Raw genomic sequence first — 25,262 nt, 5'->3', positions numbered from 1 at the left:
GCCGCGCCTGGCTCAGCTGTAGATCGCCGCGATCTGTGCGGCGAACTTCTCGACGACCACCTTGCGCTTGACCTTCAGCGTGGGCGTCAGCTCGCCGGTGTCCTCGGTGAAGTCGACCGGCAGGATGCGGAAGGTCCGGATGGCCTCCGCCTTGGAGACCACCTGGTTGGCATCCTTGACCGCCAACTCCACCTCGGCGATCAGGTCCGGGTCCTCGGTCAGGTCGGCGACGGTGGCCGACGCACCCTTGCCATTGCGGTCCTTCCACCCCTCGAAGGCCTCGGGATCGATGGTGATCAACGCGGCGATGAACGGCTGGGCGTCGCCGACGGCCATGGCCTGGCTGATCAGCGGGTGCGCCCGCAGCCGGTCCTCCAGCACCGCGGGAGCCACGTTCTTACCGCCTGCGGTGACGATGATCTCCTTCTTGCGGCCGATGATCGTCAGGAATCCGTTGGCGTCGATGGCGCCCAGATCGCCGGTGTGGAACCAGCCGTCGGTGAACGCGTCCGCGGTGGCCTGCTCGTTGTTCCAGTAGCCGCTGAAGACCACACCGCCTTTGAGCAGCAGCTCGTCATCGTCGGCCAGACGCATGCTGTTGCCGGGCAACAGCTTTCCGACCGAACCGACCAACATGTCGCCGACCTGGTTGGCGGTGACGGCGGCGCTGCTCTCGGTGAGGCCGTAACCCTCGTAGATGGTCAATCCGACGCCACGGTAGAAGTGTCCGAGCCGGGCGCCCAGCGGTGCCCCGCCGGAGATGGCGGCATGACAGTTGCCGCCGAGCGCGGCGCGCAGCTTGCCGTAGACCAGCTTGTCGAACACCGCGTGCTTGAGCCGCAGCACCAACCCGGGGCCGCCGCTGCTGTCCTGGGCCTTGCTGTACTCGATGGCGGTATCGGCGGCGATCTCGAAGATGCGGCCCTTGCCGTCGTTGCGCGCGTTCTGCTCGGCGGTGTTGTAGACCTTCTCGAACACCCGCGGGACCGACACCACCAGGGTCGGCTTGAACACCCCGAACATCGGCACCAGATTCTTGATATCGCTGGTGAAGCCGAGGGTCACCTTGTTGGCGAACGCGGCGATGGTGATGGCGCGGGCCAGCACGTGCGCCAGTGGCAGGAACACCAACAGGCGTTCGCCCTTGCGCAGCAGTGTCGGGAAGGCGGCCTTGGCGCCGCGGATCTCGTAGAGCAGGTTGGAATGCGTCAGCTGGCAACCCTTGGGCAGACCGGTGGTGCCCGAGGTGTAGATCAGCGTGGCGGGATCGCTGGATTTGACGGCGGCGACGCGGGCGTCGAGCAGACCGGGGTCGACATCCTTTCCGGCCTCGGCGAGGACCTGCAGGGCCGGGGCATCGGGATTGTCGATGCGCAGCACCGCGCGTACCCCGGGAAGCTCGTCGGCCTGGTGCTCCACGCGCTCGGCGTGCGCCGCCGTCTCGGCGAACACCAGCACCGCACCCGAATCCTTGAGCACGTGCTTGATCTGCTCGGGGGAGGAGGTCTCATAGATCGGGACGGTGACCGCACCGACGGACAGGATCGCGAAGTCGATGATCGCCCATTCGTAACGGGTGGCCGACAGGATGGCCACCCGGTCGCCCGGGGCGACATCATGGGCGATCAGGCCGAGAGCCACCGACCGGATCTGCTTCGCGGCCTGGGCGCAGGTGACGTCGGTCCAGGCGCCGTCGACCTGTCGTTGCAGGATGACGTGGTCGGGATCGTCGCGTTCATGGGTGTAGACCGAGCTGACGACGCTGTCGTATTCGGCGATCTCGAACGAAGCCGGAACGGAGAACTCACGCACGATTCTGGGCACCTCGGGTCCTGGGATGGGTGGTTACTAGCCGGTAAGCCTAGTCGCCTGTGTCACACCTGCGGCAGGGCGTATGTGAAGCTAGGTGGCCATGAACAGCGTCCAGATCGCCGATGAGACCTTTGTGTGTGCCGATCCCGCCGAGGTCGGTCGCGCCGTCGCCGATGCGTCCAGCTGGCGGCGGTGGTGGCCGGATCTCGTACTCACCGTGGTCGAGGACCGCGGCCCCGCAGGTCAGCGCTGGACGGTCGCCGGCGCGTTGACCGGCACCATGGAGGTGTGGCTGGAGCCCATGATGGACGGCGTTCTGCTGCACTACTTCCTGCATGCCGAGCCCACCGGTGTCACCGGCCACGACCTGGCCCGGATGAATCTCGCTGCGCTGAACCATGCGCGCCGGGTGGCGGGCAAGAAGATGTCCTTCGAGGTCAAGGCTCGGCTGGAGGCCGACCGGCCGGTGGGAGTGTCGCGGCTGGCCTGAGGGGTGAGCCGCCCTATGTGGGTGAGGGTAGATTTCTGGTCGTGGCGGAGAAGACGGCGCAGACCATCCATATCGCGGCCGATCCCTCGACGGTGATGGACGTCATCGCGGATATCAGCTCGTACCCGGAGTGGGTTGCCGAGTACAAGGAAGCCGAGGTGCTCGAGCGCGACGACGCCGGCAACCCGAAGACGGCCCGGCTGATGCTCGACGCCGCGGTGCTCAAGGACACCATGGTGCTGACCTATCAGTGGCCCGCCGATCGCAAATCCGTCACCTGGACGCTGGTGTCCAGTTCGTTGTTGCGTGCGCTGGAAGGCGCATATCGATTGGCGCCCAAGGGTTCTGGTACCGACGTGACCTATGAGCTCTCCGTTGACCTGATGATCCCCATGATCGGACTGCTCAAACGCAAGGCCGAGCGGCGGCTCACCGACACTGCGCTCAAGGACCTCAAGAAGCGAGTCGAGGTGGCAGTGAACTGAGTGCAGATGGCACCGCCGAACCCGCCCGGATCTGCCTGTTCGTCGGCAAGGGAGGGGTAGGCAAATCGACGTTGGCCACGGCCACCGCGGTGCGTGCTGCCCGGAGCGGGGCGCGGGTGTTGATCGTGTCCACCGATCAGGCGCACTCGACCGGTGATGTGCTCGGAGTTGCCGTCGAACCGACCGGCACGCGCACAACCACCCGCGTCCTGACCGATCTGGATGCCGGGCCCACCGATGTGGGCGGCTCCCTCGATGCGCTGGCCTTGGACACCCTGTCCCTGCTTGAGGCGCGGTGGCGAGAGATCGCCGGCGTGCTGGCCGGTAGGTTCCCGCATTCCGATCTGGGAAGCGTTGCCCCGGAAGAACTTTCCGCCCTGCCGGGGATCCAGGAGGTGCTCGGTCTGCACGAGGTCGCCGAACTGGCCGACTCCGGACACTGGGACGAGGTGGTGGTCGACTGTGCCTCCACCGCTGACGCGTTGCGGATGCTGACCCTGCCCGCGACGTTCAACCTCTATCTTGAGCGCAGCTGGCCACGGCACCGCAGGCTGTCGCTGTCACCTGCGGACCTGGGTTCGGCGGCGATGCTGATGCTGGTGGAGCGGATTGCCGAGGGGACCGAACGGCTGTCGACGCTGCTCGCCGACAATGCCCGGGTTGGTGCGCACCTGGTGCTGACCGCGGAGCGGGTCGTGGCCGCCGAGGCGGCCCGAACCCTCGGATCGCTGGCATTGATGGGTGTCAAGGTCACCGAACTGCTGGTGAATCAAGTTCTGCTGCAGGATGATTCCTACGAGTATCAGAACCTGCCCGCGCACCCGGCCTTCGATTGGTACACCGAGCGCATCGCCGAGCAGCGCGGCGTGCTCGACGAACTGGAACGTTCGATCGGCGATGTGGCGCTGGTGCTGGTGCCACATCTGGCCGGTGAGCCGATCGGTCCCAAGGCGCTCGGCGAGCTGCTCGACGCGGCACGTCGCCGTGATGGCTCGGCGCCGCCGGGACCGCTGCGACCGGTCGTCGATCGCGAGTCGGGGTCCGGCTTGGAGGCCGTCTATCGGATGCGGTTAGAGTTGCCGCAGGTCGATCCCGGCTCGCTGCGGCTGGGGCGGGTCGACGACGACCTTGTGATCGGCTCCGGGGGTATGCGGCGTCGGGTGCGGCTGGCATCGGTGTTGCGGCGCTGCATCGTGATCGATGCGAATCTGCGGGCCGGCGTGCTGACCGTGCGTTTTCGACCCAATCCGGAGGTGTGGCCGACATGAGCCCCACCCATTCGGACATTCCGCCAGAACTGCGCCAACTGGCCCAGGCCATCCTGGACAAACTCGATCCCGCGGTGCGGATCATGGCCGCACGAGCCGCCGCCGAGGGTGCCGGTGCTGGAGCGTGTCAGCAGGTGTGGTGCCCCGTGTGTGCGCTGGCCGCGCTGATCAACGGCGAGCAGCACCCGCTGCTGTCGGTGATCGCCGATCACAGCGTCGCCCTGCTCACGGTGATCCGTGCGATGGTCGCCGAAACCGGGCCACCCACCGATGTACCCCCACCGACGCCCGAACCGGCGCAACCGACGAACGGGCGTTACGAGCAGATCCCTGTCACGCTCGACGACTGAATGGGGTGCTGCGACTCTAGTGTGGTCGCACTCACGTCCGCTGGGTAGAGTTGGTCCGATCCGGCCCCGTCCTGGTGGGGCGCCGCTGCAGGAGGGCTCATGTGGTTCTGGTTCTACAAGTACATCTTGATGGGCCCGTTGCTGTCCTTTTTGGGGCGTCCCAAAGTGCAAGGGCTGGAATACGTTCCGGACTCCGGCGCGGTGATCCTGGCCAGTAACCACCTGGCCGTGGCCGACAGCTTCTATTTGCCTCTGGTGGTCAAGCGACGCATCACCTTCCTGGCAAAGGCCGAGTACTTCACCGGCACCGGACTCAAGGGCAAGCTGACCAAGTTCTTCTACTCCTCGACCAACCAGGTACCCATCGACCGCACCGATGCCGACTCCGCGCAGGCCGCGCTGACGACCGCGCAGCGCATACTCGGTGAAGGCAAGCTGCTGGGCATGTATCCCGAGGGCACCCGCTCCCCGGACGGCCGGCTCTACAAGGGCAAGACCGGACTGGCCAGGGTCGCTCTCGAAAGCGGCATCCCCGTCATCCCGGTGGCGATGGTCGGAACCAATGTGGTCAATCCGCCCGGATCCAAGATGTGGCATTTCGGCCGCGTCGAGGTCCGGTTCGGCAAGCCGATGGATTTCAGCCGTTTCGAGGGGCTTGCCGGTAACCGTTTCATCGAGCGGGCCGTCATCGACGAGGTGATGTACGAGCTCATGCGTCTCGGTGGCCAGGAGTACGTCGATCTCTACGCTGCAGATGTCAAGGAGCAGGCCGAGTCGGTCGACGTGCAGACCAAGCCCGCGGTGACCCGCAAAGCCGGATAGCCGCCTCGTCAGCTCGCCGTGGCGATCTCTGCCTCGGCGGGTGCGGCGGACGACTCGCTGCGCCGGGACAGCCGCGGGGCCACCGCACCGATCACCACGATCACCGCCAGCGCCCACCACAGGTAGGACCCGCCGACGACCCGCAGCCACGGCGAGACCGAGGTCTCGTTGTGTGCGGGCATCAGCGTGATCGGGGTCCACACCGTCAACGCGACACCGATTGCCGAGACGAAGAGCAGCGCGAGGGTGCGGGTACGATAGCCGACGACGGCAGTCACCAGCACCGTGGGCAGAACCCAGACCCAGTGGTGCGACCACGACACCGGCGAAACCGCCAAGCCGAACATCGCCACGCAGAGAAGTCCCAGCACTGCGGTATCGCCGTTCGGGTCTGCCCGCACTGCGCGGTGGGTCGCCCAGACCGTCAAGCCCAGCACCACGAAGCACAATCCGACCCACAGCAGGAATCGGGTGTCCTCGCCGACACCGAACCGGGCCAACATCCCGGAGATGTTCTGGTTGGTGTTCAGCGTCGCCGAGCCGATGCGGTCGGTATCGCGCAGTGTCTCGAACCAGTACACCCAGGAATCCCGCCAGGCCAGCGCGAATCCCAGCAGCGTCGCGGCGACCGCCGAGGCCGTCGTCACCAGCACCGCGCGGATGTCCCGGCGCAACAGGAAGTACAACAGGAAGACCGCGGGGGTGAGCTTCACCGCGATGGCCAGCCCGAGCAGCAACCCGCGCGGCCACGGGGTCCGGCGCGGTACGCAATCGGCGATCACCAGCGTCATGAGCACCACGTTGATCTGACCGAACTCCAGATTTGCCCGCAGCGGCTCGGCGAACACCACCGCGGGCGCGACAAGTGCTCCGGCCAGCCAGGCTCGGCGATGCCAGCTGTCACCGACGCGCAGCCGGGTCAGCACGATCGTCGTCGAGACCACCAGCAGCACCATGGTGGTCACCGTGATGGCGGCGCTCGCCGCGGGCAATGACAACCAGGCGAACGGGGCGAACGCGACGGCCGACAGCGGTGGATAGGTGAACGGGAGGTCGATCCCGGCCTGGGTCTGGAACTCGGTGCTGTCGGCATAGAGCGGCACGCCGTCCAGCCAGGCCCGTCCGCCGAGGCGGTAGACGTCGATATCGATGCGGTAACTGGACTCGCCGAGCAGGCGCCAGCCGACCCAACCCAGCGCGGCCAACGTCACGAGCTGAAACAGCCGCCATGCCCACACGCCGGTGAGGGCCCGGCCGACTCCGGCCCGCCCGAGCACACTGCCCCCATCGGGCGACCGCTGAATCCTCATGTCGCCGCCAAGCCTATCGGTGCGCGGCGACGCGCTGGACCCGACAGGTCCGCCGATACCCCGCAAATTCGCTGGATCGGCGTAAATTCGAACGCCGTGCCCCCGAATCTGCAGCTGGACTTCATCCCTGCCGACCGACTTCCGCTGCTGTGCTGCCTGATCGCCTTCATCATGACGTTCGTGCTGACCCGCCTGGTGGTGCGCTATATCAGGAGCCACCCGAGCACCGATGGGCCGCGCAAATGGTGGCAGCCGCGCAACCTTTCCGTCGGCGGCGGTGTGCACCTGCATCACGTGGTGATCGGCATCATCCTGGTGATGGTCTCCGGAGTGGCCATGGTGACCCTCGCCGTGAACGGGGGTGTGGCGGAGTTCACCGTCGCGGCAGTCTTTTTCGGTATCGGCGCAGCCCTGGTGCTCGACGAGTTCGCCCTGATCCTGCACCTGCAGGACGTGTATTGGTCCGAGGACGGCCGGACCTCGGTGGACGCGGTGTTCGTGGCCATCGCGGTCGCCGGTCTGCTGGTCCTCGGGTTCAGTCCGCTGTCCTTCTTCGATATCGACATCTGGCAGTCCGATGATTCGATCGAGGCGCGGATCGCGGTGATCATCGCGGCCGTGCTGACGCTGGCGCTGGCGGTGGTGGTGCTGCTCAAGGGCAAGGTCTGGACCGGTCTGGTCGGCATGTTCATCACCCCGCTGCTGTTCGTCGGGGCGATCCGGCTGTCGCGCCCGCATGCGCCGTGGGCGCGCTGGCGCTACACGAAAAGGCCGCGCAAGATGCACAAGGCATTGGAACGGGAACGACGCCTGCGCAGGCCCGTGGTGCAGGCCAAACTGTGGGTGCAGCACGTGGTGGCCGGCGAGCCGCATTTCCCCGACGACGCGTTGGTCAACGAGGAACTGGACCGCGAGATCCACGCCGCTCCGGCACCCAGCCAGGGAGCGGCCTGAGATGCGCTACTTCTACGACACCGAGTTCATCGACGACGGCCGCACCATCGAACTGATCTCGATCGGGGTTGCCGCCGAGGATGGTCGTGAGTATTACGCGATATCAACCGAATTCGATCCCGACCGGGCCGGCAGCTGGGTGCGCAAGAACGTGTTGCCCAAGCTGCCGTCACCGTCGTCGAAGCTGTGGCGCTCGCGCCGCCAGATCCGCAGCGAGCTGGAAGACTTCTTCGATATCGACGGCGACGAACCCATCGAACTGTGGGCCTGGGTGGGGGCCTATGACCATGTGGTGCTGTGCCAACTGTGGGGCCCGATGACCGACCTGCCGCCGGCGATCCCGCGATTCACCAGGGAACTGCGCCAGTTCTGGGAGGAGCGGGGCTCCCCGCGGATGCCACCGCGGCCGCGCGATGCCCACGATGCGCTGGTCGACGCGCGGCACAACCTGCGGCGCTATGAGCTGATGACCGACGACGGGGCCTGGGCGGCGCGCTCGGGCGGCTAGCCGCGCCCGCCGGCGGGAGCCGCCTGAGCTGCAGGTATGGCCGGTCCGAACGGATTTCGGTCACCGCTACCATGGAGCGGTGAACTGGACCGTCGACGTGCCCATCGATCAGCTGCCGGACCTCCCACCGCTGCCGGGGGACCTGCGGCAACGGCTCGACGCCGCGCTGGCCAAGCCGGCACTGCAGCAGCCGAGCTGGGATGCCGGCCAGGCCAAGGCCATGCGCACCGTGCTGGAGAGCGTGCCGCCGATCACGGTGCCCACCGAGGTCGAGAAGCTCAAGAGCCAACTGGCCGCGGTCGCCCGCGGAGAGGCCTTCCTGCTGCAGGGCGGGGACTGTGCGGAGACCTTCGTCGACAACACCGAACCGCATATCCGGGCCAATATCCGCACGCTGCTGCAGATGGCCGTGGTGCTGACCTATGGCGCCAGCATGCCGGTCGTGAAGGTCGCCCGCATCGCCGGGCAGTACGCCAAACCGCGGTCCTCGGACACCGACGCACTGGGGCTGAAGTCCTACCGCGGCGACATGATCAACGGATTCGCCCCCGACGATGCGATCCGCCAGCACGATGCCTCCCGGCTGGTCCGCGCCTACGCCAACGCCAGTGCCGCGATGAACCTGGTGCGTGCCCTGACCTCCTCGGGGATGGCCTCTCTGCAGGCCGTGCACGACTGGAATCGCGAGTTCGTGCGCACCTCACCGGCGGGAGCGCGCTATGAGGCGCTGGCCGGGGAGATCGACCGCGGTCTGCGATTCATGAGCGCGTGCGGCGTCAACGACCGCAACCTGGACACCGCCGAGATCTACGCCAGCCACGAGGCGCTGGTGCTGGACTATGAACGGGCCATGCTGCGGATGGACACCGCCGATCCGGCCGAGCCGGTGGCCGAGCCGTCGGCACCCAAGCTCTACGACCTGTCCGCGCACTACCTGTGGATCGGGGAGCGCACCCGCCAGATCGACGGCGCGCACGTCGCACTGGCCGAGGTGATCGCCAACCCCATCGGGATCAAGATCGGACCGACCACGTCCCCGGAGCTGGCGGTCGAATACGTCGAACGCCTCGACCCGCGCAACGAGGCCGGCAGGCTGACCCTGATCAGTCGGATGGGTAATCAGAAGGTCCGCGATGTGCTGCCCGCGATCATCGAGAAGGTCCACGCCACCGGTCATCAGGTGATCTGGCAGTGCGATCCGATGCACGGCAACACCCACGAATCCTCGACCGGATACAAGACCCGGCATTTCGATCGCATCGTCGACGAGGTGCAGGGCTTCTTCGAGGTGCACCGCGCGTTGGGTACCCACCCCGGCGGTATCCACGTCGAGATCACCGGTGAGAACGTCACCGAATGTCTCGGTGGGGCGCAGGATATCTCCGACCACGATCTGGCGGGCCGGTACGAGACCGCGTGCGACCCGCGGCTGAACACCCAGCAGAGCCTGGAGCTGGCATTCCTGGTCGCGGAGATGTTGCGCGACTAGGGATTCAGATCAGGCTGGCCAGGTTGTTGCCGAGCGTCCAAGCGCCGGCGGCCAGCAATCCGGCCAGCGTCAGGATCACCAGCACCCAGCCCAGTAGCACCCGTTTGGCGCGCTGCCGCGCCCAGTGGAACTCCTCGAGCTCGACACCGGCGAATTGTCCTGTGATCGGCCGGTATTCGGCGTCCTGGTAATCGTCATGCTGGTCGTCGGCGGGACGGTGGGCGTCGGTCGGATCCTCGGCTCCGACGGCGGGCAGCTGACGGGTCGGTCGGTATGGGGCCGGCGGGCGGGCAGCGGCACGGCTCTCGTGGCCGCCTGCGCTCTGCGCCGCGGTGGCGGCGCGGTGCTGGGCCGACTGGCGCGGGGCCGGAACTCGGAACGGCGGCAGGCCCAGGTCGTCGACCACATCGGCCAGGGCCTCACCGAGTTCGCCGGCATCGGCGAAACGGGCGTGCGGGTCGCGAGCGGTCGCCCGCGCGACCAGCGCGTCGAACTGTGCGGGTACCCCGGCGATCGCCGCACTCGGCGGCGGAACGTCGTTGTCCATCCGCTGGTAGGCCACCGACAGCGCGGTGTCCCCGGTGAACGGGGTTCGGCCCGTGAGTAATTCGTAGGCGAGCACGCCGACGGCATACACATCGCTGCTCGGCGCGCTGTCACCGGTGGCGACCTGTTCTGGGGACAGGTACGCCGCGGTGCCCAGGATGACACTGGTGGAGGTGATGCCCGCCTCGGCCACCGCCCGAACCAGGCCGAAGTCGGCGATCTTGACCTCACCGTCATCGGAGATCAGCACGTTCTCGGGTTTGACGTCGCGGTGCACCAACCCGGCCGCGTGCGCCACCGCCAGTCCGCGACAGATCGGGCCGAGCACGGCGGCCGCGGCATGCGGTGGCATCGGCCCGCGCTCGCGCAACAACTCACGCAACGTGCCGCCGTCGACCAATTCCATCACCAGATACGGCGCGGGACCGTCCGGTCCGCCGCCGCCCTGGTCGTAGACGGCGACCAGGCCGTCGCCCTTGAGCCGCGCCACGGTGCGGGCCTCGCGCTGGAACCGGACCAGGAACGCCTCATCGCGGGAGTACCGGGAATCCATCACCTTCACCGCGACGGGACGGTCCAACCGGGTGTCCACGCCGCGGTACACGGTCGACATCCCGCCGGCGGCGATGGTGGTCTCGATCAGATAGCGCCCCTCCAGCAGGCTTCCGACGAGGGGGTCGGTGCGCTGGTAGGTGTCCACCGCAGACATGGTACGGATCCGGTCTCCATCGACCTTCCACCTCCGGGCGAGGGCCGGGGCCCTTAGACTCTGTCCGGTGAGCATCCCGGCGTCCGCTGACATCCTCGATCCCGACGAAGCCGTACTCGACCTGTCCGAAGTGTCGAAACTGCTCGGCGTCTCGGTCAGCAAGGTCAACCAGCACCTGCGCGACGGTCACCTCGTCGGTGTGCGCCGCGACGGTGCCGTGGTCGTGCCCAAGGTGTTCTTCGATGAGAACGGCCGGGTCGTCAAGCCGCTGCCCGGCCTGTTGGTGGTGCTACGTGACGGCGGGTTCGACGTCACCGAATCGATGCGCTGGTTGTTCACCCCGGACCCCTCGCTGACCCTGAGTCGTGACGGCAGTACCGAGAAGCAGGCCAATGCGCGGCCGGTCGACGCGTTGCGCTCACATCAGGCGCGCGAGGTCATCCGCCGAGCACAGGCAATGGCCTACTGACGGCTCGGCCGTCGTGGCCTACTGACGGCTCGGCCTACTGACGAGCCGGTTCTTCCGGCGCCCGCGACAGTAGGTACCAGGCCAGCACCGCACATCCGGTCGCCAGCGCGACCTGCAGCAGCGAGTACATGCCGTGCGAACCGTCGGGCTTGAAGATCACCATGATCCAGGTGGAGAATCCGGCGATCAGCGCGACCGCGGTCCGGCTCTGCCACAGCGTCGACAGCGTCGCCAGCGGCCAGGTGTAGTACCAGGGCAGCGCGGCCGGGACGAACAGCACCACGACGCCCATCGCCAGCGTGGTGCCGACCAGCGCTTCCCGGTCGGTGTGTCGGAACCGCCACCACAGCAGCGGAAGCGCGATCGCGATGATCGCGATGCCGATGATCCGGGTGATCTCGAGGACCGCATAGAAGTTCACCGGCATGACCATGCCGACGAGGGCATTGATCATGTTCGCGAAGGCCGTCGGCAGGGTCAGCCAGTTGATGATCTTCACCGAACCGGCCAGTGCGGTCAGCCAGCCGAGTCCGACCCCGGCCAGCAGCGACAGCACCGCGAACACGGCGCCGAAGATCACCACCGACGCCGCGGTGGCGAAGGCGAAGGCAGGGATGGGGCGGTAGCCCCGGGTGTCGCGCAGCCTGCGCATCCACACCCAGACCATGAACGGCAGCGCGATGCCTGCCGTCGCCTTCACAGCGACCGCGGTGGCGATGAAACCGACCCCGAGGATCGGTCGGCCGCCGAAGGTCAGCGCGATCGCCGCCATCATCAGGCCGACCATCAGCATCTCGTTGTGCACGCCGCCCATGAGGTGGATGATCACCAACGGATTCAGTACGCAGATCCACAGTGCGGCAGCGGGGTTGGCGCCCAGATGCCGCGCCACCCGTGGGGTGGCCCAGATCAGCAAGGCCAGGCCGGGCAACATGCACAGACGCAGCAGCATGGTGCCGCCGACGACGTTGTTCCCGACGATCATCGTGACGAACTTGGCCACCAGGATGAACGCGGGACCGTACGGCGCCGTGGTCGTCGTCCAGATCGGACTGACGTTGTCCAACAACGAGTTCACGTTCTCCACCGGCCCGACCACATAGGGGTCGAACCCGTCGCGCAGCAGCGCGCCCTGGGCGAGGTAGGAGTAGGTGTCGCGGCTGAACACCGGCGCGCTGAGCAGCAGGGGAGCCAGCCAGAACCCGGTGGTGGCCAGCATCGTGTACTGCGTCGCAGTGCGGTCGACCACGCGGCGCCCCAGCCACAGCCAGGCCAGCAACATGACGGCCACCCCGCCCCACAGCAGGATCGAGGACAGCACCAGTCCATGCCCGAAACGCAGCCAGGACATGTGCAGCGATTCCAGCAGCGGATCGTGCAGCCGGGTGCTGCCCGCGCCGAGCCCGCCTGCGGCGATCAGTATCGCGCCGATAAACCCCAATCGGGCCGGCCGCGCCTCGACCGAGATGGCGAACGCCCACAGCCGAGCGAGGTGTCCGCGCGTCTCCGGCGCGTCCGATACCGATGCGGTCATGTCCTCAGGCGGACCGATTCGACGCCAGGCCGGCCAGCTCGGCGAGGCCGATCTTGGCCTGCGGATCGATATCGGCGGCGTTCAACGCATCGAGGGCCCGTCGGTGCAGTTGCTCGATACGGTCCTCGACGGCTGCCAGCGCGCCGACGGACTCGATGGCCGAACACACCTCCTTGACCGCGACATCGGTCAGTTCGGTACCGATCGACTCGCCGATCAGCTTGGCCGCGGCGGGATCGGTGCGTTGGGCCAGTTCGACAGCCTCGGCGAGCAGCACGGTCCGTTTACCCGAGCGCAGGTCGTCACCGGAGGGCTTACCGGTGACCGCGGGATCGCCGAACACGCCGAGCACATCGTCGCGCAGCTGGAAGGCCACCCCGAGATCATTGCCGATCTGGTGGAAGATCTGCTGGATCTCCGGTCGGTCTGCGGCGGCCGCAGCACCGAGCTGCAGCGGGCGCGAGACCGTGTAGGAGGCGGTTTTGTAGGTGTTGACGTTCATCGCCGATGCCACGGTGTCGGCACCGCTGGCCTCGGCCACGATGTCGAGGTACTGACCACCGAGCACCTCGGTGCGGATATCGGCCCACACCTTGTGCACCCGCAGGTGCGCGTCGGCGGGCAGATCGGCGGTGGCCACGATGTCATCGGCCCACACCAGCGACAGGTCGCCGAGCAGGATGGCGGCCGACAGTCCGAACTGCTCGGGCGAACCGTGCCAGTTGTTGGCGCGATGCCGGTCGGCGAAGTGGCGGTGCACGGTGGGCAGGCCGCGACGGGTGGCCGATGCGTCGATCACGTCGTCGTGGGCCAGCGCGCACGCGTGCAGCAGCTCCAGCGCGGAGAACAACCGCAGGGCCTGGGTGTCGGAGGACCGGTTCGTCCCGGCGACCGCGCGCCAGCCCCAGTAGGCGAACGCGGGGCGCAGGCGTTTGCCCCCGCGCAGCACGAACTCCTCGAGCGCGGCGGTCAGCTCGGCGTACTCGGGACCGATATACGCGGACTCGCGACGGCGTTCGTCGAGGTACTGTCGCAGTTCCTCGACGACGGCATTGACCAGTTCGACGGCTGTCGGTGCCGCTGTATCGACGCTCAGCGGACGCCCCTTTCTGATGTCGGTTTCTCGACCCCCGACGTCTCAAGCCTAGAGCGTCCCGGCCGGTGATCGACGGACAGGCGCGCTCGCGACCACGTCATTATGCTTTCCCGGCGCCGGATCGCGCGCGATGACGAGTCGGCACGGTCTAGGCCCCTTCGCCGACCTTCGGTGACCGGTCCCGACTCGCCCAGGCCAGCCAGCCGAGCACGCCGGCGACGACGAAGGAGCCCACGGTCAGCCAGATCGCCGCGGTGGTGAACGATCGCGCGCTGGGGTCGGTGTAGCGCGCCTGGGCGTTCATGGTGGTGACGATGCCGGGTTTGAGCTTCCATTCGACAACCTCGCCGGATACCTGGTCACCGTTGGTGGAGGTGACCTCCCCGGGGAACGCGACGCTGAGCGTGACGTCGGCCTCGGGATCGTTGAGGGTGGTCAGATCGACGCGGCCTTCCAGGATGACCAGATCACCGGCGCGGCGCAGCGAGATGTCCACGCCGGCGGCATCGCTGTTCATGTTCGCCAGCTGCGGGAGTTCGGCGAAGGTCAGGTCGGAGAACACCGCTTGGGATCCCACGTAGTCGCCGCGTTCGTAGCGCGAGACGGCGACCTTGTTGCTGAACGGCAGCGAGTTCAGCAGCTGCGGACCCTTGTCCTCGCCGTCACGCGCCTTGCTGGCCGCCACGATCTGGCCGGAGACGCGATCGTCGGGAGAGACCGTGATCGACGCGCGGACCCGCACGCAACCCACGGCCAACGGAACCAGGATCAGCAGCAGCAGGACCAACGCGGCGAGCCGACGGCGCCGTGGACGGTGTGAGCGGGCGAACACCCGCTAATCGTGCCAGACCCGCGTGCTCAACCGGTGCCGGGCGCCTGGTCAAGGGGTAATCGTCGGCCCAGGATGGCGAAGGGGCGTGGGTCGCCGGCGAAATGGTAGTCCCGGATGACATCGCCGAACCCGAGCCTGCGGTACAGCCGCCAGGCGCGGTTGGCCTCGTCGTCGATCTCGGGGGTGGACAGCAACACATGGGCTTCGCTGCGTCCGGCCAGCAGTCGGCGGGCCAGCGCCTCGCCGAGTCCCTGACCCTGAGCGTGCGGGTGAATATGCAGTTCGGTCAGCTCGAAATAGTCCGCGAGCAGCGGTTCGGCCGAGGCCACTTCGGCGCCCCGTCGGCGCAGCCCGTGCACCACCTGTTGCTGCCACCACTGATCGGGGGCACCGCGGTAGCCGTAGGCGATACCCAACATCTGGGCGGAATCGAGGACGGCGGGGGAGTCCATGTCGGTGGCGTCGGTGCGCAGTGCGGCCACGGCCTTCCAGCCCTGGCGGCGGGTGTGCTCGAGCCACATCGAGGCGCGCTGTTCCTCGGTGCCGCGCGGATAGTTCATCGCCTGGACGTACACCGTCAGCGCTTCTCGGAGCCGTTGGCGCATGAGCTCCGCCGACAGATCCACCAGGAATGTCGCCAACGGGTGTCCTTCGGTTCGGTCGCTGCGGACGGGTCATCCTCATTATCGGTGTCCAGTCGCCCTGCAGCTGCGCCAGGTATCACCGGGGCGGACCGCTCCTGGTGGCAGACGTCATACAATCGTGCGTGAAGTAGGTGGTACGGCTCAGAATGACCTCGTATCATGGGAACAGCCACCCGTAAAACGCGGGCGGCGGCCCTATTTGAGAATTCGGCTCTCCGGAGCCCACGGCGCGGACCAGGAGGGACGGATGCCACTCTCCGATCACGAGCAGCGCATGCTCGACCAGATCGAAAGCGCGCTGTACGCGGAAGACCCCAAGTTCGCTTCGAGTGTGCGGGGCGGCAATCTGCGTGCCCCGTCTGCCCGGCGCCGCTTGCAGGGCATCGCGCTCTTCGTGGCGGGCCTGGCGATGCTGGTGTGTGGCGTCGCCATCAAGGCCACCATGATCGGTAGCTTCCCGATTCTCTCGGTGATCGGCTTCATCGTGATGTTCGGTGGTGTGGTCTTCGCGATCACCGGCCCGCGCGTGGCGGGCCCGGTCGACAAGAGCGTCTCCGGTTCCGGTCCCGCTCGACCCGGTAAGCGCGGTAAGCCCGCGAACGGTGGCTCCTTCACGAGTCGGATGGAGGATCGGTTCCGCCGTCGTTTCGACGAGTGATACCTCCCGGCTGATCCCCACCGATCCCCACCCCAGGGCGGCTCCCTAGCGGAGCCGCCCTTTTGCTTGGTGTTTTCCTGCCGCAGAGCGCTGTCCGACACCGCAAACACCTCGGCGTGTCGGGTACCGCAGGGCCGTCGCCCCACTTTCTCCCCACCGCGCCCCATATGGGCTCGTCCGTCGACCCCTGGTGCCTCTAGCTGCGGTTTTCGTTCATGCTCGCGCGATGGCGAGTCTGTTGCGTCAGCGCGCGGACGCCACGAATCGCAGGGTGGTGGCGCGTGGGGGGAACTCGGTGGCAGCAAATGGAGCTAAGTGGGGGAATGTGGGGTAAAGTGGCGGACAGCGGAGGAACCGGAACTCCGCGCAGCGGGCAGAAGCGACTCGGAATCCAACCGAGTGGTGGGAGGTGGCGGGATGTTTCTCGGCACCTACACGCCCAAGCTCGACGACAAAGGGCGGCTGACGCTGCCCGCCAAGTTCCGCGACGCACTGGCAGGAGGGTTGATGGTCACCAAGAGCCAAGATCACAGCCTGGCCGTGTACCCGCGGGCGGAGTTCGAGAAGCTGGCCGAGAAGGCGATGCAGGCATCGCGAAGCGATCCGCAGGCCCGTGCCTACGTCCGCAACCTCGCCGCGGGTGCTGACGAACAGCATCCGGACGCGCAAGGCCGGATCACCTTGAGCGCCGAACACCGCCGCTACGCCAACCTGTCCAAGGAATGCGTGGTGACCGGTTCGCTGGGGCACCTGGAGATCTGGGACGCCCAAGCGTGGCAGCAATACCAGGAGACACACGAAGAGACCTTCTCCGCGGCCAGCGATGACACTCTTCGCGACATCATCTGACCAACAAGCCCGTGCAACGAGGCCTCTGTCCGAACCGGCCCTGACGTACTTCCCCGACGCCAGGTCCGCCTCGGACAGGGACCTCGTTGCAGGGGCGCCCCTTCTCGACAGGGGAGTCTCTGTGCCTCATTCCGACGATTCGCCGCCCTCCGTGAACTCGCCCAGGTCCGGCGAGCACGGCCACGTTCCCGTCCTGCTCGATCGATGCGTCGAACTCCTGACCCCGGCGCTCACCCGCCACCACGCCGACGGCTCTGGTGCCGTCCTCGTCGATGCCACCCTCGGCGCCGGTGGTCACACCGAGCGTTTCCTGACCGATCTGCCAGGACTTCGCGTCGTCGGCCTGGACCGCGACCCGAACGCACTGCGCATCGCCGGCGACCGGCTGGCCCGCTTCGGTGACCGCGTCCGGTTCGAACGCACCCGCTATGACGGCTACTGGGACGACCGGCAGGAGCCCGTCGTCGACGGCGTGCTGTTCGACCTCGGGGTGTCCTCGATGCAGCTGGACCTGATCGATCGGGGCTTCTCCTACGCCCAGGACGCGCCGCTGGACATGCGGATGGATCCCGATGCGCCGCTCACCGCCGCCGAGATCCTCAACACCTATGACGAGCGGACGCTGACGCGGCTGCTGCGCGAGTACGGCGACGAGCGATTCGCCAACCGGATCGCCGCGCGGGTGGTCCGGCGGCGGGCGACCAAGCCGTTCGTGAGCACCGGGGAACTCGTCGAGGTCCTCTACGAGGCCATCCCGGCCGCGACCCGGCGCACCGGCGGCCATCCGGCCAAACGCACCTTCCAGGCCCTGCGCATCGCGGTCAACGGTGAGCTCGACTCGCTGCGCGACGCGCTGCCCGCGGCCCTGGCCGCACTCTCCGGCGGCGGACGCATCGTGGTGATGGCGTACCAGTCGCTCGAGGACAAGATCGTCAAGAGCCTGTTCGCCTCGGCGACGGCGTCGCGCACCCCGCCCGGCCTACCCGTCGAATTACCTGGCTACGAGGCCGAATTCGCAGCACTGACCCGTGGTGCCGAACAGGCCGACGCCGCGGAGATCGAACGGAACCCGCGCAGCGCCCCGGTGCGGCTGCGGGCATTGGAGAAGATCGCCGGAAAGGAAGACTCATGAAGGGAAAGCGGTCCACACCGGAGCGCAGCACCGACGAGCGCCGGCGTAAGACTCCGCCCAAGGGCAGGCCCACGGCACGTCGTCAATCCGAGGCGCCTGCGCGCAAACGCCGCAGCGCGCCCGAACAACGTCCGTCCCGTTCGGCCCCGCAGACCTCACCGGTGCGCAGGCCGGTCGACACACCGGCACGGCCCAAGAACGCCAGCCAGGCCAAGGCGCGCGCCAAGGCACGGAAGGCCAAGGCGCCCAAGATCGTCAAACCGCCGCTGCGGGAACGTCTGCTGACCCGGCTGGCGACCATTGATTTCAATCCGCGGACGTTGGCCGCACGGGTGCCGTTCGTGGTGCTTGTCATCGCCGCACTCGGTGTCGGCTTGGGTGTCACCCTGTGGTTGTCCACCGATGCTGCCAGCCGCTCATATCAGCTGGGCCACGCTCGTCAGCTGAATCAGGCTCTGCTGCAACAGAAAGAGGCGCTGGAGCGCGATGTGCTCGAGGCGCAGGCTCCGCCCGCGCTTGCCGAGGCAGCCCGCGGTCTGGGCATGATCCCGTCACGGGACACCGCCCACCTGGTGCAGGATGCGACCGGGGCCTGGGTGGTGGTCGGCACCCCGAAACCGGCCGAGGGCGCGCCCCCGCCACCGCTGAACACACCGCTGCCCGACGAGCGACCTGCCGCGCCCGCGCCGGCACGGCCGGCCGCCGGAGGACCCCCCGCTCCGCGGGTCGTCGATCCGCGTGAGGTCGTGGTCCGGGTTCCACCGCGGGCCACGGCCGCACCGGGTGCGCCACTGACCGCGCCGGCAGCACCGCAGGCTGGGCAGGCACCGCTGACCGCGCCACTGCCCGCCGCCCCGGTGGACCCGGCCCAGCTGCCTGCCGCCCCGCCGGCGGACCAGATCCCGGCTGGCGCGGCGCCGCTGGTCGTCCCGCTTCCCGGCGTGCCCGCACCGGTGCCCGCCGAGGGTCTGCCGCATCTGGGAACCCCCGAGCTGCCCGCCCAGCCCGGGCCGGCGGTCAATCCCGAGCACCTTCCCGCACCCCCGGCCGCAGGCCCGAATCCCGATGTGCCGGCTGAAGTCCCGGTCGAGGTTCCCGCCCCGGGTGTGCCGGCATGAGCCGCGGCCAACGCGGTCAGGAGCATTCGGCCACCGATCGGCGGATCCGCCGCCCCGCACAGGCTCCGGCGACCGGGCTGCGCAGCTCGTCGTTCGTCTTCCGCCACCGCGCCGGCAATGTCGTCATCTTCATGGTGCTGGTGGTCGCCGCTGCACAGCTTTTCAACCTGCAGATCTCCAATGCCGCCGGGTTGCGGGCCGAAGCCGCAGGCCAGCTCAAGGTGACCGACGTCCAGCAGGCGGTGCGCGGCAGCATCGTCGATCGCAACAACGACAAGCTCGCATTCACCATCGAAGCCAGGGCGCTGACCTTCCAACCGGTGCGCATCCGCAAGCAGTTGGAGGAGGAGCACGCCAAGAATCCCGACTACGCGCCCGAGCCCGATGCGCGGTTGCGGGAGATCGCCAAGGACATCGCCACCCGGCTCAACAACAAGCCCGACGCGAAGACCTTGTTGACCAAGCTCACCAGCAAGGACACCTTCGCCTACCTCGCCAGGGCGGTCGACCCGGCGATCGCCGACGCGATCACCACGAAGTTCCCCGAGGTCGGTTCCGAACGTCAGGACATCCGCCAGTACCCCGGCGGCTCGTTGGCGGCCAATATCGTCGGCGGTATCGACTGGGACGGCCACGGACTGCTCGGCCTCGAGGATTCCCTCGACGCGAAACTCGCCGGAACGGACGGATCGGTCACCTACGACCGTGGGTCCGATGGCGTGATGATTCCCGGCAGCATGCGCAACCGGCACGAGGCCGTCGACGGCCAGACCGTGCAGCTGACCCTGGACGACGATATCCAGTTCTATGTGCAGCAGCAGGTCCAACAGGCCAAGGACAAATCCGGTGCCGCCAACGTGTCCGCGGTCGTGCTGGACGCCAAAACCGGTGAGGTGCTGGCGATGTCGAACGACAACACCTTCGACCCCTCGCAGGACATCGGCAGGCAGGGCAACAGGCAGATGGGCAATCCGGCGGTGTCATCACCGTTCGAGCCGGGGTCGGTGAACAAGATCGTGACCGCCGCCACCGCCATCGAGCTGGGTCTGACCAACCCCGACGAGGTGCTCTCGGTGCCCGGGTCCATCGATATGGGTGGGGTCACCGTCAAGGACGCGTGGAACCACGGTGTCGACCGGTACACCAGCACCGGCGTCTTCGGGAAGTCCTCCAACGTCGGCACCCTGATGCTGGCCCAGCGCTTCGGTCCGGAGAAGTTCGCCGAGATGCTGGCGAAGTTCGGCCTCGGTGAGCGCACCGGGATCGAATTACCGGGCGAGAGCGCAGGCCTGGTCCCGCCCATGGATCAGTGGTCGGGCAGCTCCTTTGCCAACCTGCCCATCGGACAGGGTCTTTCGATGACGCTGCTGCAGATGACGGGGATGTACCAGACCATCGCCAACGACGGTGTCCGGATTCCGCCCCGCATCATCAAGTCGATCATCGAGGCCGATGGCAGGGAGAACGTCGAGCCCGCGGCGGAGGGCGTCCGGGTCGTGTCACCGGAAACCGCTGCCACCGTGCGCAACATGCTGCGCGCGACCATCCAGCGCGACCCGCGCGGTGTGCAGCAGGGGACCGGCTGGCAGGCCGCGGTCGAGGGCTATCAGATCGCCGGCAAGACCGGTACGGCCCAGCAGATCAACCCGAACTGCGGCTGCTACTACGACGATCACTACTGGATCACCTTCGCCGGGATCGCTCCTGCGGACAATCCGCGCTATGTCGTCGGCATCATGGCCGACAACCCCGCCCGTACCGCCGACGGAGCGCCGGGCACCACGATGGCGCCGCTGTTCCATCACATCGCCTCGTGGTTGCTGCAGCGGGAGAATGTGCCGCTGTCCGCCGACCCGGGACCGCCGCTGACGCTGCAGGCGGAGTGATCCGGAGCCACCCCGGTACTGTGGCAAGGCCATGACACTGCGTCCCTCCGATCCCGCCGGTACCCACCTGGGTCTGTTGGCGCAGCGCATCGGTGTGGCCGCGGAGTCCGATCCGGACGTCCGGGTCACCGGGGTGACGCTGCGCAGTCAGGATGTGCGCCAGGGTGACCTGTTCGCCGCCCTGCCGGGACAACGCGCACACGGTGCCCGATTCGCCGCCGATGCCGTCGCCGCCGGCGCGGTCGCGGTGCTCACCGACCCGGCCGGCATCGCCGAGTTCGGACCGATCCCCGCGCCGGTGCTGATCCATCCCGACCCGCGCACCGTGCTGGGCGGGGTGGCCGCGCAGGTATACGGAGACCCGTCCGCGGCGTTGCGTGTCATCGGTGTCACCGGCACGTCGGGCAAGACGACCACTACCTACCTGATCGAGGCGGGCCTGCGGGCAGCCGGTCGGGTCGCCGGTCTGATCGGCACCGTCGGCATCCGCATCGACGGCCACGACGAGCCCAGCTCGCTGACCACCCCCGAGGCGCCGGACCTGCAGGCCCTGCTCGCGGTCATGGTTGAGCGCGGTGTCGACACCGTCGTGATGGAGGTGTCCAGCCACGCGCTGACACTGGGCCGGGTGGACGGCACATCGTTCGCCGCCGGCGGTTTCACCAACCTGTCCCGCGATCACCTCGATTTTCACCCCACCATGGCCGACTACCTGAACGCCAAGGCCCGTCTGTTCGAACCGGATTCGCCCAACTGCGCCGAGCGGGCCGTGGTGTGTGTCGATGACGAGGCCGGGCGCGAGATCGCATCGCGTGCCGCCGGGGCCGTGCGCGTCGCGACCACCGCCGTCGACGCCGACTGGCGCATCGAATCGGTGTCGACGCTCGCCCGCGGCAGCCAGGAGTTCGTCGCCGTCGACCCGGCCGGGGTACATCACCGGCTACGGATAGGCCTGCCGGGCCGGTACAACATCGCCAATGCGCTGCTGGCCATCGCGCTGCTCGATACCGTCGATGTCTCGCCCGAACAGGCCGCACCGGGGCTGAGCTCGGCCGCGGTGCCGGGGCGGCTGGAGACGATCGACGCCGGACAGGACTTCCTGGCCCTGGTGGACTACGCACACAAACCGGGCGCGCTGCAGGCGGTGCTGGCCACCCTGCGCGAGCAGAACTCCGACGGTCGGCTCGCGGTGGTGTTCGGCGCGGGCGGTAACCGCGATGCCGGCAAGCGCGAACCGATGGGTCGGATCGCCGCCGAACTGGCGGACCTGGTCGTCATCACCGACGACAATCCGCGCAACGAGGACCCGCAGCTGATCCGGTCGGCGATCCGGGCCGGTGCCCAGGGGTCGGCCGCCGAGGTGGTCGAGATCGGTGATCGACGCGCGGCCATCGAGCACGCGGTGGGCTGGGCTCGTCCGGGTGACGTGGTGCTCATCGCGGGCAAGGGCCACGAGTCCGGGCAGACCGCGAACGGGTCAACCCGCCCCTTCGACGACCGGGTCGAACTGACCGCCGCGCTGAATGCATTGAGGCAGAACCGATGATCGAGATGACCGTGGCCCAGGTGGCCGACATCGTTGGTGGCGAACTTGCCGATATCAGCGCCGCCGAGGCCGCGGCCAGCCGTATCACCGGAACCGTCGAATTCGATTCGCGCGCGGTGACTTCCGGCGGACTGTTCCTGGCGTTGCCGGGAGCGCGTTCGGACGGGCACGACTTCGCCGCCGGGGCCGTCGCGGCCGGAGCGGTGGCGGTGCTGGCCGCCCGACCGGTCGGGGTGCCCGCCATCGTGGTTCCCCCCGCGGTGGCCGGCGATGCCGGGTCCGGCGCGGTGGAGCATGACGATGCCGCGGGCTCGGGTGCCGCGGTGCTGGCCGCGCTGGCCAAGCTGGCCGCGGCCGTCGCCACCGAACTGAGCGCGGGCGGCCTGCGGATCATCGGCGTCACCGGATCCTCGGGTAAGACGTCGACCAAGGATCTGCTGGCCGCGGTGCTCACACCGCTGGGCGAGGTGGTGGCCCCGCCCGGGTCGTTCAACAACGAACTGGGCCATCCGTGGACGGTGCTGCGCGCCACCACCGACACCGACTTCCTGATCCTGGAGATGTCGGCACGGCATCCGGGGAACATCGCCGCGCTGGCGGCGATCGCCACCCCGTCGGTGGGTGTCGTGCTCAACGTCGGGACGGCGCATCTGGGCGAATTCGGTTCACGCGAGGCGATTGCGGCCACCAAATCCGAACTTCCGCAGTCGGTTCCGGCATCCGGTGTGGTGATCCTCAACGCCGACGACTCTGCGGTGGCCGCCATGGCCGCCAAGACCGCGGCACGCGTGGTGCGGGTGTCGCGCGCTCCAGGAGCCGATATCTGGTCGTCCGACGAGCATCTCGACGAGCTGGCCCGTCCCCGATTCACCCTGCACACCGCGGCCGGTGCGGTGGATATCGCGTTGGCCGTGCACGGCGAGCATCAGGTGTCCAACGCGCTTGCCGCGGCGGCGGTCGCGGTGGAGTGCGGTGCGAGCCTGGAGCAGGTGGCGACGGCACTGGCCGGGGCCGGTCCGGTCTCGGCGCGCCGGATGAACGTCAGCACCCGCGCCGACGGCGTCACCATCGTCAACGATGCCTACAACGCGAACCCGGATTCGATGGCGGCGGGCTTGAAGGCGCTGGCCTGGATGGCGCGGTCCGGCGGACAGGACGGCAAACGTCGTAGCTGGGCGGTGCTCGGCGAGATGGCCGAGCTCGGCGAGGACGCGATAGCCGAACACGATCGCATCGGCCGGTTGGCCGTGCGCTTAGATGTCTCTCGATTGATAGTCGTGGGAACCGGGAGATCGATGAGCGCCATGCATCAGGGGGCGGTGATGGAAGGGTCGTGGGGCAGTGAGTCTGTCCTGGTGCCCGACGCCGACGCCGCGCTGGCCCTGCTGCAGGCCGAGTTGAGCCCCGGTGACGTGGTGTTGGTGAAGGCGTCCAACGCCGCCGGGCTGGGCACGCTTGCCGATCGTCTCGCCGAGCAGGGGAGCGAGCAGGGATGAAGCAGATCCTGGCAGCGGTCGCGATCGCGCTTGCGGTGTCGATCGTGCTGACACCCGTGCTGATCCGGCTGTTCACCAAGCAGGGGTTCGGGCAAGAGATCCGTGAGGACGGCCCGGCCAGCCATCAGAAGAAGCGCGGCACGCCGTCGATGGGCGGGGTGGCCATCATGGCCGGCATCTGGGCCGGCTACCTGGGCACGCACCTGTTCGGCCTGCCGTTCGGCGGTGAGGGCCCCTCGGCATCGGGTCTGCTGGTGTTGGGACTGGCGACCGCACTGGCGATCGTCGGGTTCATCGACGATCTGATCAAGATCAGACGGTCCCGCAACTTGGGCCTGAACAAGCGGGCCAAGACCATCGGACAGTTGACCGCCGCGGTGCTCTTCGGGGTGCTGGTGCTGCAGTTCAGCAATGCCGAGGGACTGACCCCGGGCAGTGCGCAGCTGTCCTATGTGCGCGAGATCGCCACCGTGACGCTGGCGCCGCTGGTGTTCGTCGTCTTCGTGGTGGTGCTGGTCAGCGCCTGGTCGAATGCGGTCAACCTGACCGACGGTCTGGACGGGCTCGCCGCGGGAGCGATGGCCATGGTCAGCGCCGCCTACGTGTTGATCACGTTCTGGCAGTACCGCAACGACTGTGCGGCCAGCCCGAGCCTGGGCTGTTACAACGTCCGGGATCCGCTGGACCTCGCGCTGGTGGCGGCGGCGACGGCGGGGGCCTGTATCGGTTTCCTGTGGTGGAACGCCGCGCCGGCGAAGATCTTCATGGGTGATACGGGTTCGCTGGCGCTCGGCGGCATCATCGCCGGGCTGTCGGTGACCAGCCGGACCGAGATCCTGGCCGTGGTGCTCGGTGCGCTGTTCGTGGCCGAGGTGACCTCGGTGGTGGTGCAGATCCTGGCGTTCCGTACCACGGGCCGGCGGGTGTTCCGGATGGCGCCGTTCCACCATCACTTCGAGCTGGTCGGGTGGGCCGAGACGACGGTGATCATCCGGTTCTGGCTGCTGACGGCGATCGCCTGTGGTCTGGGAGTGGCGCTGTTCTACGGCGAATGGCTGTCGATCGTCGGCGCGTAGCCGCCGCGCGCGGGCCCCGTCGGCGCGTAGTTTTTGCCGCCGAGAGTGACGCTAAGGCTGCCCGACGGCCCAGGATGACGACCTTTGCGTCACTCTCGACGCGCAACCTCGTTAGCTGAAAACGTCGGCCGCTGCGACACACCCGCCGGATATCCGCGACGTCCGGTGCGCGGCGGGGGAGGA

The 25,262-nt window shown here is 68.0% G+C and carries 24 protein-coding genes; 17 read left to right on the top strand and 7 right to left on the bottom strand.

All coding sequences use genetic code 11. From position 1 onward, the window contains the following. Nucleotides 1-12 precede the first annotated feature (12 nt). Nucleotides 13-1,812, bottom strand: coding sequence for an AMP-dependent synthetase/ligase (locus PGN27_RS04675; protein ID WP_335325236.1), 1,800 nt, complete (start codon nucleotides 1,810-1,812; stop codon nucleotides 13-15). A 100-nt stretch (nucleotides 1,813-1,912) separates the two neighbouring features. On the opposite strand from PGN27_RS04675, the gene PGN27_RS04670 reads away from it, so the two are divergent. The 5 genes from PGN27_RS04670 (at nucleotide 1,913) to PGN27_RS04650 (ending at nucleotide 5,227) form a co-directional block, all read left to right on the top strand. Next, nucleotides 1,913-2,302: a polyketide cyclase / dehydrase and lipid transport gene (locus PGN27_RS04670; protein ID WP_335325235.1), complete on the top strand. Its 390-nt coding sequence runs from the start codon at nucleotides 1,913-1,915 to the stop codon at nucleotides 2,300-2,302. A 41-nt stretch (nucleotides 2,303-2,343) separates the two neighbouring features. Beyond that, nucleotides 2,344-2,787: an SRPBCC family protein gene (locus PGN27_RS04665; protein WP_335325038.1), complete on the top strand. Its 444-nt coding sequence runs from the start codon at nucleotides 2,344-2,346 to the stop codon at nucleotides 2,785-2,787. Continuing rightward, on the top strand, nucleotides 2,784-4,055 hold the full coding sequence (locus PGN27_RS04660) for an ArsA family ATPase (RefSeq protein ID WP_335325234.1): 1,272 nt from the start codon (nucleotides 2,784-2,786) through the stop codon (nucleotides 4,053-4,055). Before PGN27_RS04665 ends, PGN27_RS04660 begins: the two co-directional genes overlap by 4 nt. Continuing rightward, on the top strand, nucleotides 4,052-4,405 hold the full coding sequence (locus tag PGN27_RS04655; RefSeq protein ID WP_335325037.1) for a hypothetical protein: 354 nt from the start codon (nucleotides 4,052-4,054) through the stop codon (nucleotides 4,403-4,405). Before PGN27_RS04660 ends, PGN27_RS04655 begins: the two co-directional genes overlap by 4 nt. A gap of 99 nt (nucleotides 4,406-4,504) precedes the next feature. Beyond that, the gene (locus PGN27_RS04650; protein ID WP_335325036.1) at nucleotides 4,505-5,227 is read left to right on the top strand and encodes a lysophospholipid acyltransferase family protein; all 723 of its coding nucleotides are present in this window, start codon (nucleotides 4,505-4,507) and stop codon (nucleotides 5,225-5,227) included. Nucleotides 5,228-5,235: 8 nt separating this feature from the next. Here PGN27_RS04650 and PGN27_RS04645 read toward each other — a convergent pair whose 3' ends face one another. After that, nucleotides 5,236-6,537: a glycosyltransferase 87 family protein gene (locus PGN27_RS04645; RefSeq protein ID WP_335325035.1), complete on the bottom strand. Its 1,302-nt coding sequence runs from the start codon at nucleotides 6,535-6,537 to the stop codon at nucleotides 5,236-5,238. Nucleotides 6,538-6,633: 96 nt separating this feature from the next. Between PGN27_RS04645 and PGN27_RS04640 the strand changes: the two genes are divergently transcribed. The 3 genes from PGN27_RS04640 to PGN27_RS04630 all read left to right on the top strand — a co-directional run bounded on the left by PGN27_RS04640 (nucleotide 6,634) and on the right by PGN27_RS04630 (nucleotide 9,488). After that, nucleotides 6,634-7,491, top strand: a complete 858-nt coding sequence (locus PGN27_RS04640; protein ID WP_335325034.1) for a hypothetical protein — start codon at nucleotides 6,634-6,636, stop codon at nucleotides 7,489-7,491. A 1-nt stretch (nucleotide 7,492) separates the two neighbouring features. Then, entirely contained in the window at nucleotides 7,493-7,999 is a 507-nt protein-coding gene (locus PGN27_RS04635; protein WP_019510966.1) for a polyadenylate-specific 3'-exoribonuclease AS, read from the top strand. Between the two features lie 79 nt (nucleotides 8,000-8,078). Next, nucleotides 8,079-9,488: a class II 3-deoxy-7-phosphoheptulonate synthase gene (locus PGN27_RS04630; protein ID WP_335325033.1), complete on the top strand. Its 1,410-nt coding sequence runs from the start codon at nucleotides 8,079-8,081 to the stop codon at nucleotides 9,486-9,488. A 4-nt stretch (nucleotides 9,489-9,492) separates the two neighbouring features. Here the strand turns inward: PGN27_RS04630 and PGN27_RS04625 are convergent, their stop codons facing one another. Next, a complete protein-coding gene (locus PGN27_RS04625; RefSeq protein ID WP_335325032.1) occupies nucleotides 9,493-10,743 on the bottom strand; it encodes a protein kinase domain-containing protein in 1,251 nt (416 codons plus the stop codon). A gap of 67 nt (nucleotides 10,744-10,810) precedes the next feature. On the opposite strand from PGN27_RS04625, the gene PGN27_RS04620 reads away from it, so the two are divergent. Further along, nucleotides 10,811-11,212, top strand: a complete 402-nt coding sequence (locus PGN27_RS04620; RefSeq protein WP_335325031.1) for an Rv2175c family DNA-binding protein — start codon at nucleotides 10,811-10,813, stop codon at nucleotides 11,210-11,212. 34 nt (nucleotides 11,213-11,246) lie between these two features. Here the strand turns inward: PGN27_RS04620 and PGN27_RS04615 are convergent, their stop codons facing one another. From PGN27_RS04615 to PGN27_RS04600, 4 genes are all read right to left on the bottom strand, one after another. Further along, nucleotides 11,247-12,746 carry an alpha-(1->6)-mannopyranosyltransferase A gene (locus PGN27_RS04615; protein WP_335325030.1) on the bottom strand — a complete coding sequence of 500 codons (1,500 nt, stop codon included), beginning with the start codon at nucleotides 12,744-12,746 and terminating at the stop codon, nucleotides 11,247-11,249. A 4-nt stretch (nucleotides 12,747-12,750) separates the two neighbouring features. Next, nucleotides 12,751-13,842: a bifunctional (2E,6E)-farnesyl/geranyl diphosphate synthase gene (gene idsA2, locus PGN27_RS04610; RefSeq protein WP_335325233.1), complete on the bottom strand. Its 1,092-nt coding sequence runs from the start codon at nucleotides 13,840-13,842 to the stop codon at nucleotides 12,751-12,753. A 148-nt stretch (nucleotides 13,843-13,990) separates the two neighbouring features. Continuing rightward, nucleotides 13,991-14,674, bottom strand: a complete 684-nt coding sequence (locus PGN27_RS04605) for an LppM family (lipo)protein (RefSeq protein WP_335325029.1) — start codon at nucleotides 14,672-14,674, stop codon at nucleotides 13,991-13,993. A gap of 26 nt (nucleotides 14,675-14,700) precedes the next feature. Then, a complete protein-coding gene (locus tag PGN27_RS04600) occupies nucleotides 14,701-15,315 on the bottom strand; it encodes a GNAT family N-acetyltransferase (protein ID WP_335325028.1) in 615 nt (204 codons plus the stop codon). Nucleotides 15,316-15,565: 250 nt separating this feature from the next. On the opposite strand from PGN27_RS04600, the gene PGN27_RS04595 reads away from it, so the two are divergent. The 8 genes from PGN27_RS04595 (at nucleotide 15,566) to mraY (ending at nucleotide 25,079) form a co-directional block, all read left to right on the top strand. After that, nucleotides 15,566-15,976 (top strand): SCO2097 family morphological protein, encoded by a 411-nt coding sequence (locus PGN27_RS04595; protein WP_335325027.1) that lies wholly within the window; start codon nucleotides 15,566-15,568, stop codon nucleotides 15,974-15,976. Nucleotides 15,977-16,393: 417 nt separating this feature from the next. Then, the gene (gene mraZ / locus PGN27_RS04590) at nucleotides 16,394-16,825 is read left to right on the top strand and encodes a division/cell wall cluster transcriptional repressor MraZ (RefSeq protein WP_019512748.1); all 432 of its coding nucleotides are present in this window, start codon (nucleotides 16,394-16,396) and stop codon (nucleotides 16,823-16,825) included. Next, nucleotides 16,800-17,957: a 16S rRNA (cytosine(1402)-N(4))-methyltransferase RsmH gene (gene rsmH, locus PGN27_RS04585; protein WP_335325026.1), complete on the top strand. Its 1,158-nt coding sequence runs from the start codon at nucleotides 16,800-16,802 to the stop codon at nucleotides 17,955-17,957. Before mraZ ends, rsmH begins: the two co-directional genes overlap by 26 nt. Next, a complete protein-coding gene (gene ftsL / locus PGN27_RS04580) occupies nucleotides 17,954-19,075 on the top strand; it encodes a cell division protein FtsL (RefSeq protein ID WP_335325025.1) in 1,122 nt (373 codons plus the stop codon). The genes rsmH and ftsL overlap by 4 nt, the downstream gene beginning before the upstream one ends. Then, nucleotides 19,072-20,961, top strand: a complete 1,890-nt coding sequence (locus PGN27_RS04575) for a peptidoglycan D,D-transpeptidase FtsI family protein (RefSeq protein WP_335325024.1) — start codon at nucleotides 19,072-19,074, stop codon at nucleotides 20,959-20,961. The genes ftsL and PGN27_RS04575 overlap by 4 nt, the downstream gene beginning before the upstream one ends. Before the next feature lie 31 nt (nucleotides 20,962-20,992). Beyond that, nucleotides 20,993-22,507 (top strand): UDP-N-acetylmuramoyl-L-alanyl-D-glutamate--2,6-diaminopimelate ligase, encoded by a 1,515-nt coding sequence (locus tag PGN27_RS04570; protein ID WP_335325023.1) that lies wholly within the window; start codon nucleotides 20,993-20,995, stop codon nucleotides 22,505-22,507. After that, nucleotides 22,504-24,003 carry a UDP-N-acetylmuramoyl-tripeptide--D-alanyl-D-alanine ligase gene (locus PGN27_RS04565; RefSeq protein WP_335325022.1) on the top strand — a complete coding sequence of 500 codons (1,500 nt, stop codon included), beginning with the start codon at nucleotides 22,504-22,506 and terminating at the stop codon, nucleotides 24,001-24,003. The genes PGN27_RS04570 and PGN27_RS04565 overlap by 4 nt, the downstream gene beginning before the upstream one ends. Next, on the top strand, nucleotides 24,000-25,079 hold the full coding sequence (gene mraY, locus PGN27_RS04560) for a phospho-N-acetylmuramoyl-pentapeptide-transferase (protein ID WP_335325021.1): 1,080 nt from the start codon (nucleotides 24,000-24,002) through the stop codon (nucleotides 25,077-25,079). The genes PGN27_RS04565 and mraY overlap by 4 nt, the downstream gene beginning before the upstream one ends. Nucleotides 25,080-25,262 lie beyond the last annotated feature (183 nt).

The sequence above is a fragment of the Mycolicibacterium neoaurum genome (assembly GCF_036946495.1).
In the GTDB taxonomy this organism is placed as follows: domain Bacteria; phylum Actinomycetota; class Actinomycetes; order Mycobacteriales; family Mycobacteriaceae; genus Mycobacterium; species Mycobacterium neoaurum_B.
Note: the sequence above shows the minus strand (reverse complement) of the source record. Positions and strands in the feature narration are given on the sequence as shown.

Coding starts and splice junctions, on each gene's coding strand:
- PGN27_RS04670 (WP_335325235.1), top strand. CDS start 1,913: ATGAACAGCGTCCAGATCGCCGATGAGACCTTTGTGTGTGCCGATCCC.
- PGN27_RS04655 (WP_335325037.1), top strand. CDS start 4,052: ATGAGCCCCACCCATTCGGACATTCCGCCAGAACTGCGCCAACTGGCC.
- PGN27_RS04650 (WP_335325036.1), top strand. CDS start 4,505: ATGTGGTTCTGGTTCTACAAGTACATCTTGATGGGCCCGTTGCTGTCC.
- PGN27_RS04645 (WP_335325035.1), bottom strand. CDS start 6,537: ATGAGGATTCAGCGGTCGCCCGATGGGGGCAGTGTGCTCGGGCGGGCC.
- PGN27_RS04635 (WP_019510966.1), top strand. CDS start 7,493: ATGCGCTACTTCTACGACACCGAGTTCATCGACGACGGCCGCACCATC.
- PGN27_RS04625 (WP_335325032.1), bottom strand. CDS start 10,743: ATGTCTGCGGTGGACACCTACCAGCGCACCGACCCCCTCGTCGGAAGC.
- PGN27_RS04615 (WP_335325030.1), bottom strand. CDS start 12,746: ATGACCGCATCGGTATCGGACGCGCCGGAGACGCGCGGACACCTCGCT.
- PGN27_RS04595 (WP_335325027.1), top strand. CDS start 15,566: ATGCCACTCTCCGATCACGAGCAGCGCATGCTCGACCAGATCGAAAGC.
- mraZ (WP_019512748.1), top strand. CDS start 16,394: ATGTTTCTCGGCACCTACACGCCCAAGCTCGACGACAAAGGGCGGCTG.
- rsmH (WP_335325026.1), top strand. CDS start 16,800: ATGACACTCTTCGCGACATCATCTGACCAACAAGCCCGTGCAACGAGG.
- ftsL (WP_335325025.1), top strand. CDS start 17,954: ATGAAGGGAAAGCGGTCCACACCGGAGCGCAGCACCGACGAGCGCCGG.
- PGN27_RS04575 (WP_335325024.1), top strand. CDS start 19,072: ATGAGCCGCGGCCAACGCGGTCAGGAGCATTCGGCCACCGATCGGCGG.
- PGN27_RS04570 (WP_335325023.1), top strand. CDS start 20,993: ATGACACTGCGTCCCTCCGATCCCGCCGGTACCCACCTGGGTCTGTTG.
- PGN27_RS04565 (WP_335325022.1), top strand. CDS start 22,504: ATGATCGAGATGACCGTGGCCCAGGTGGCCGACATCGTTGGTGGCGAA.
- mraY (WP_335325021.1), top strand. CDS start 24,000: ATGAAGCAGATCCTGGCAGCGGTCGCGATCGCGCTTGCGGTGTCGATC.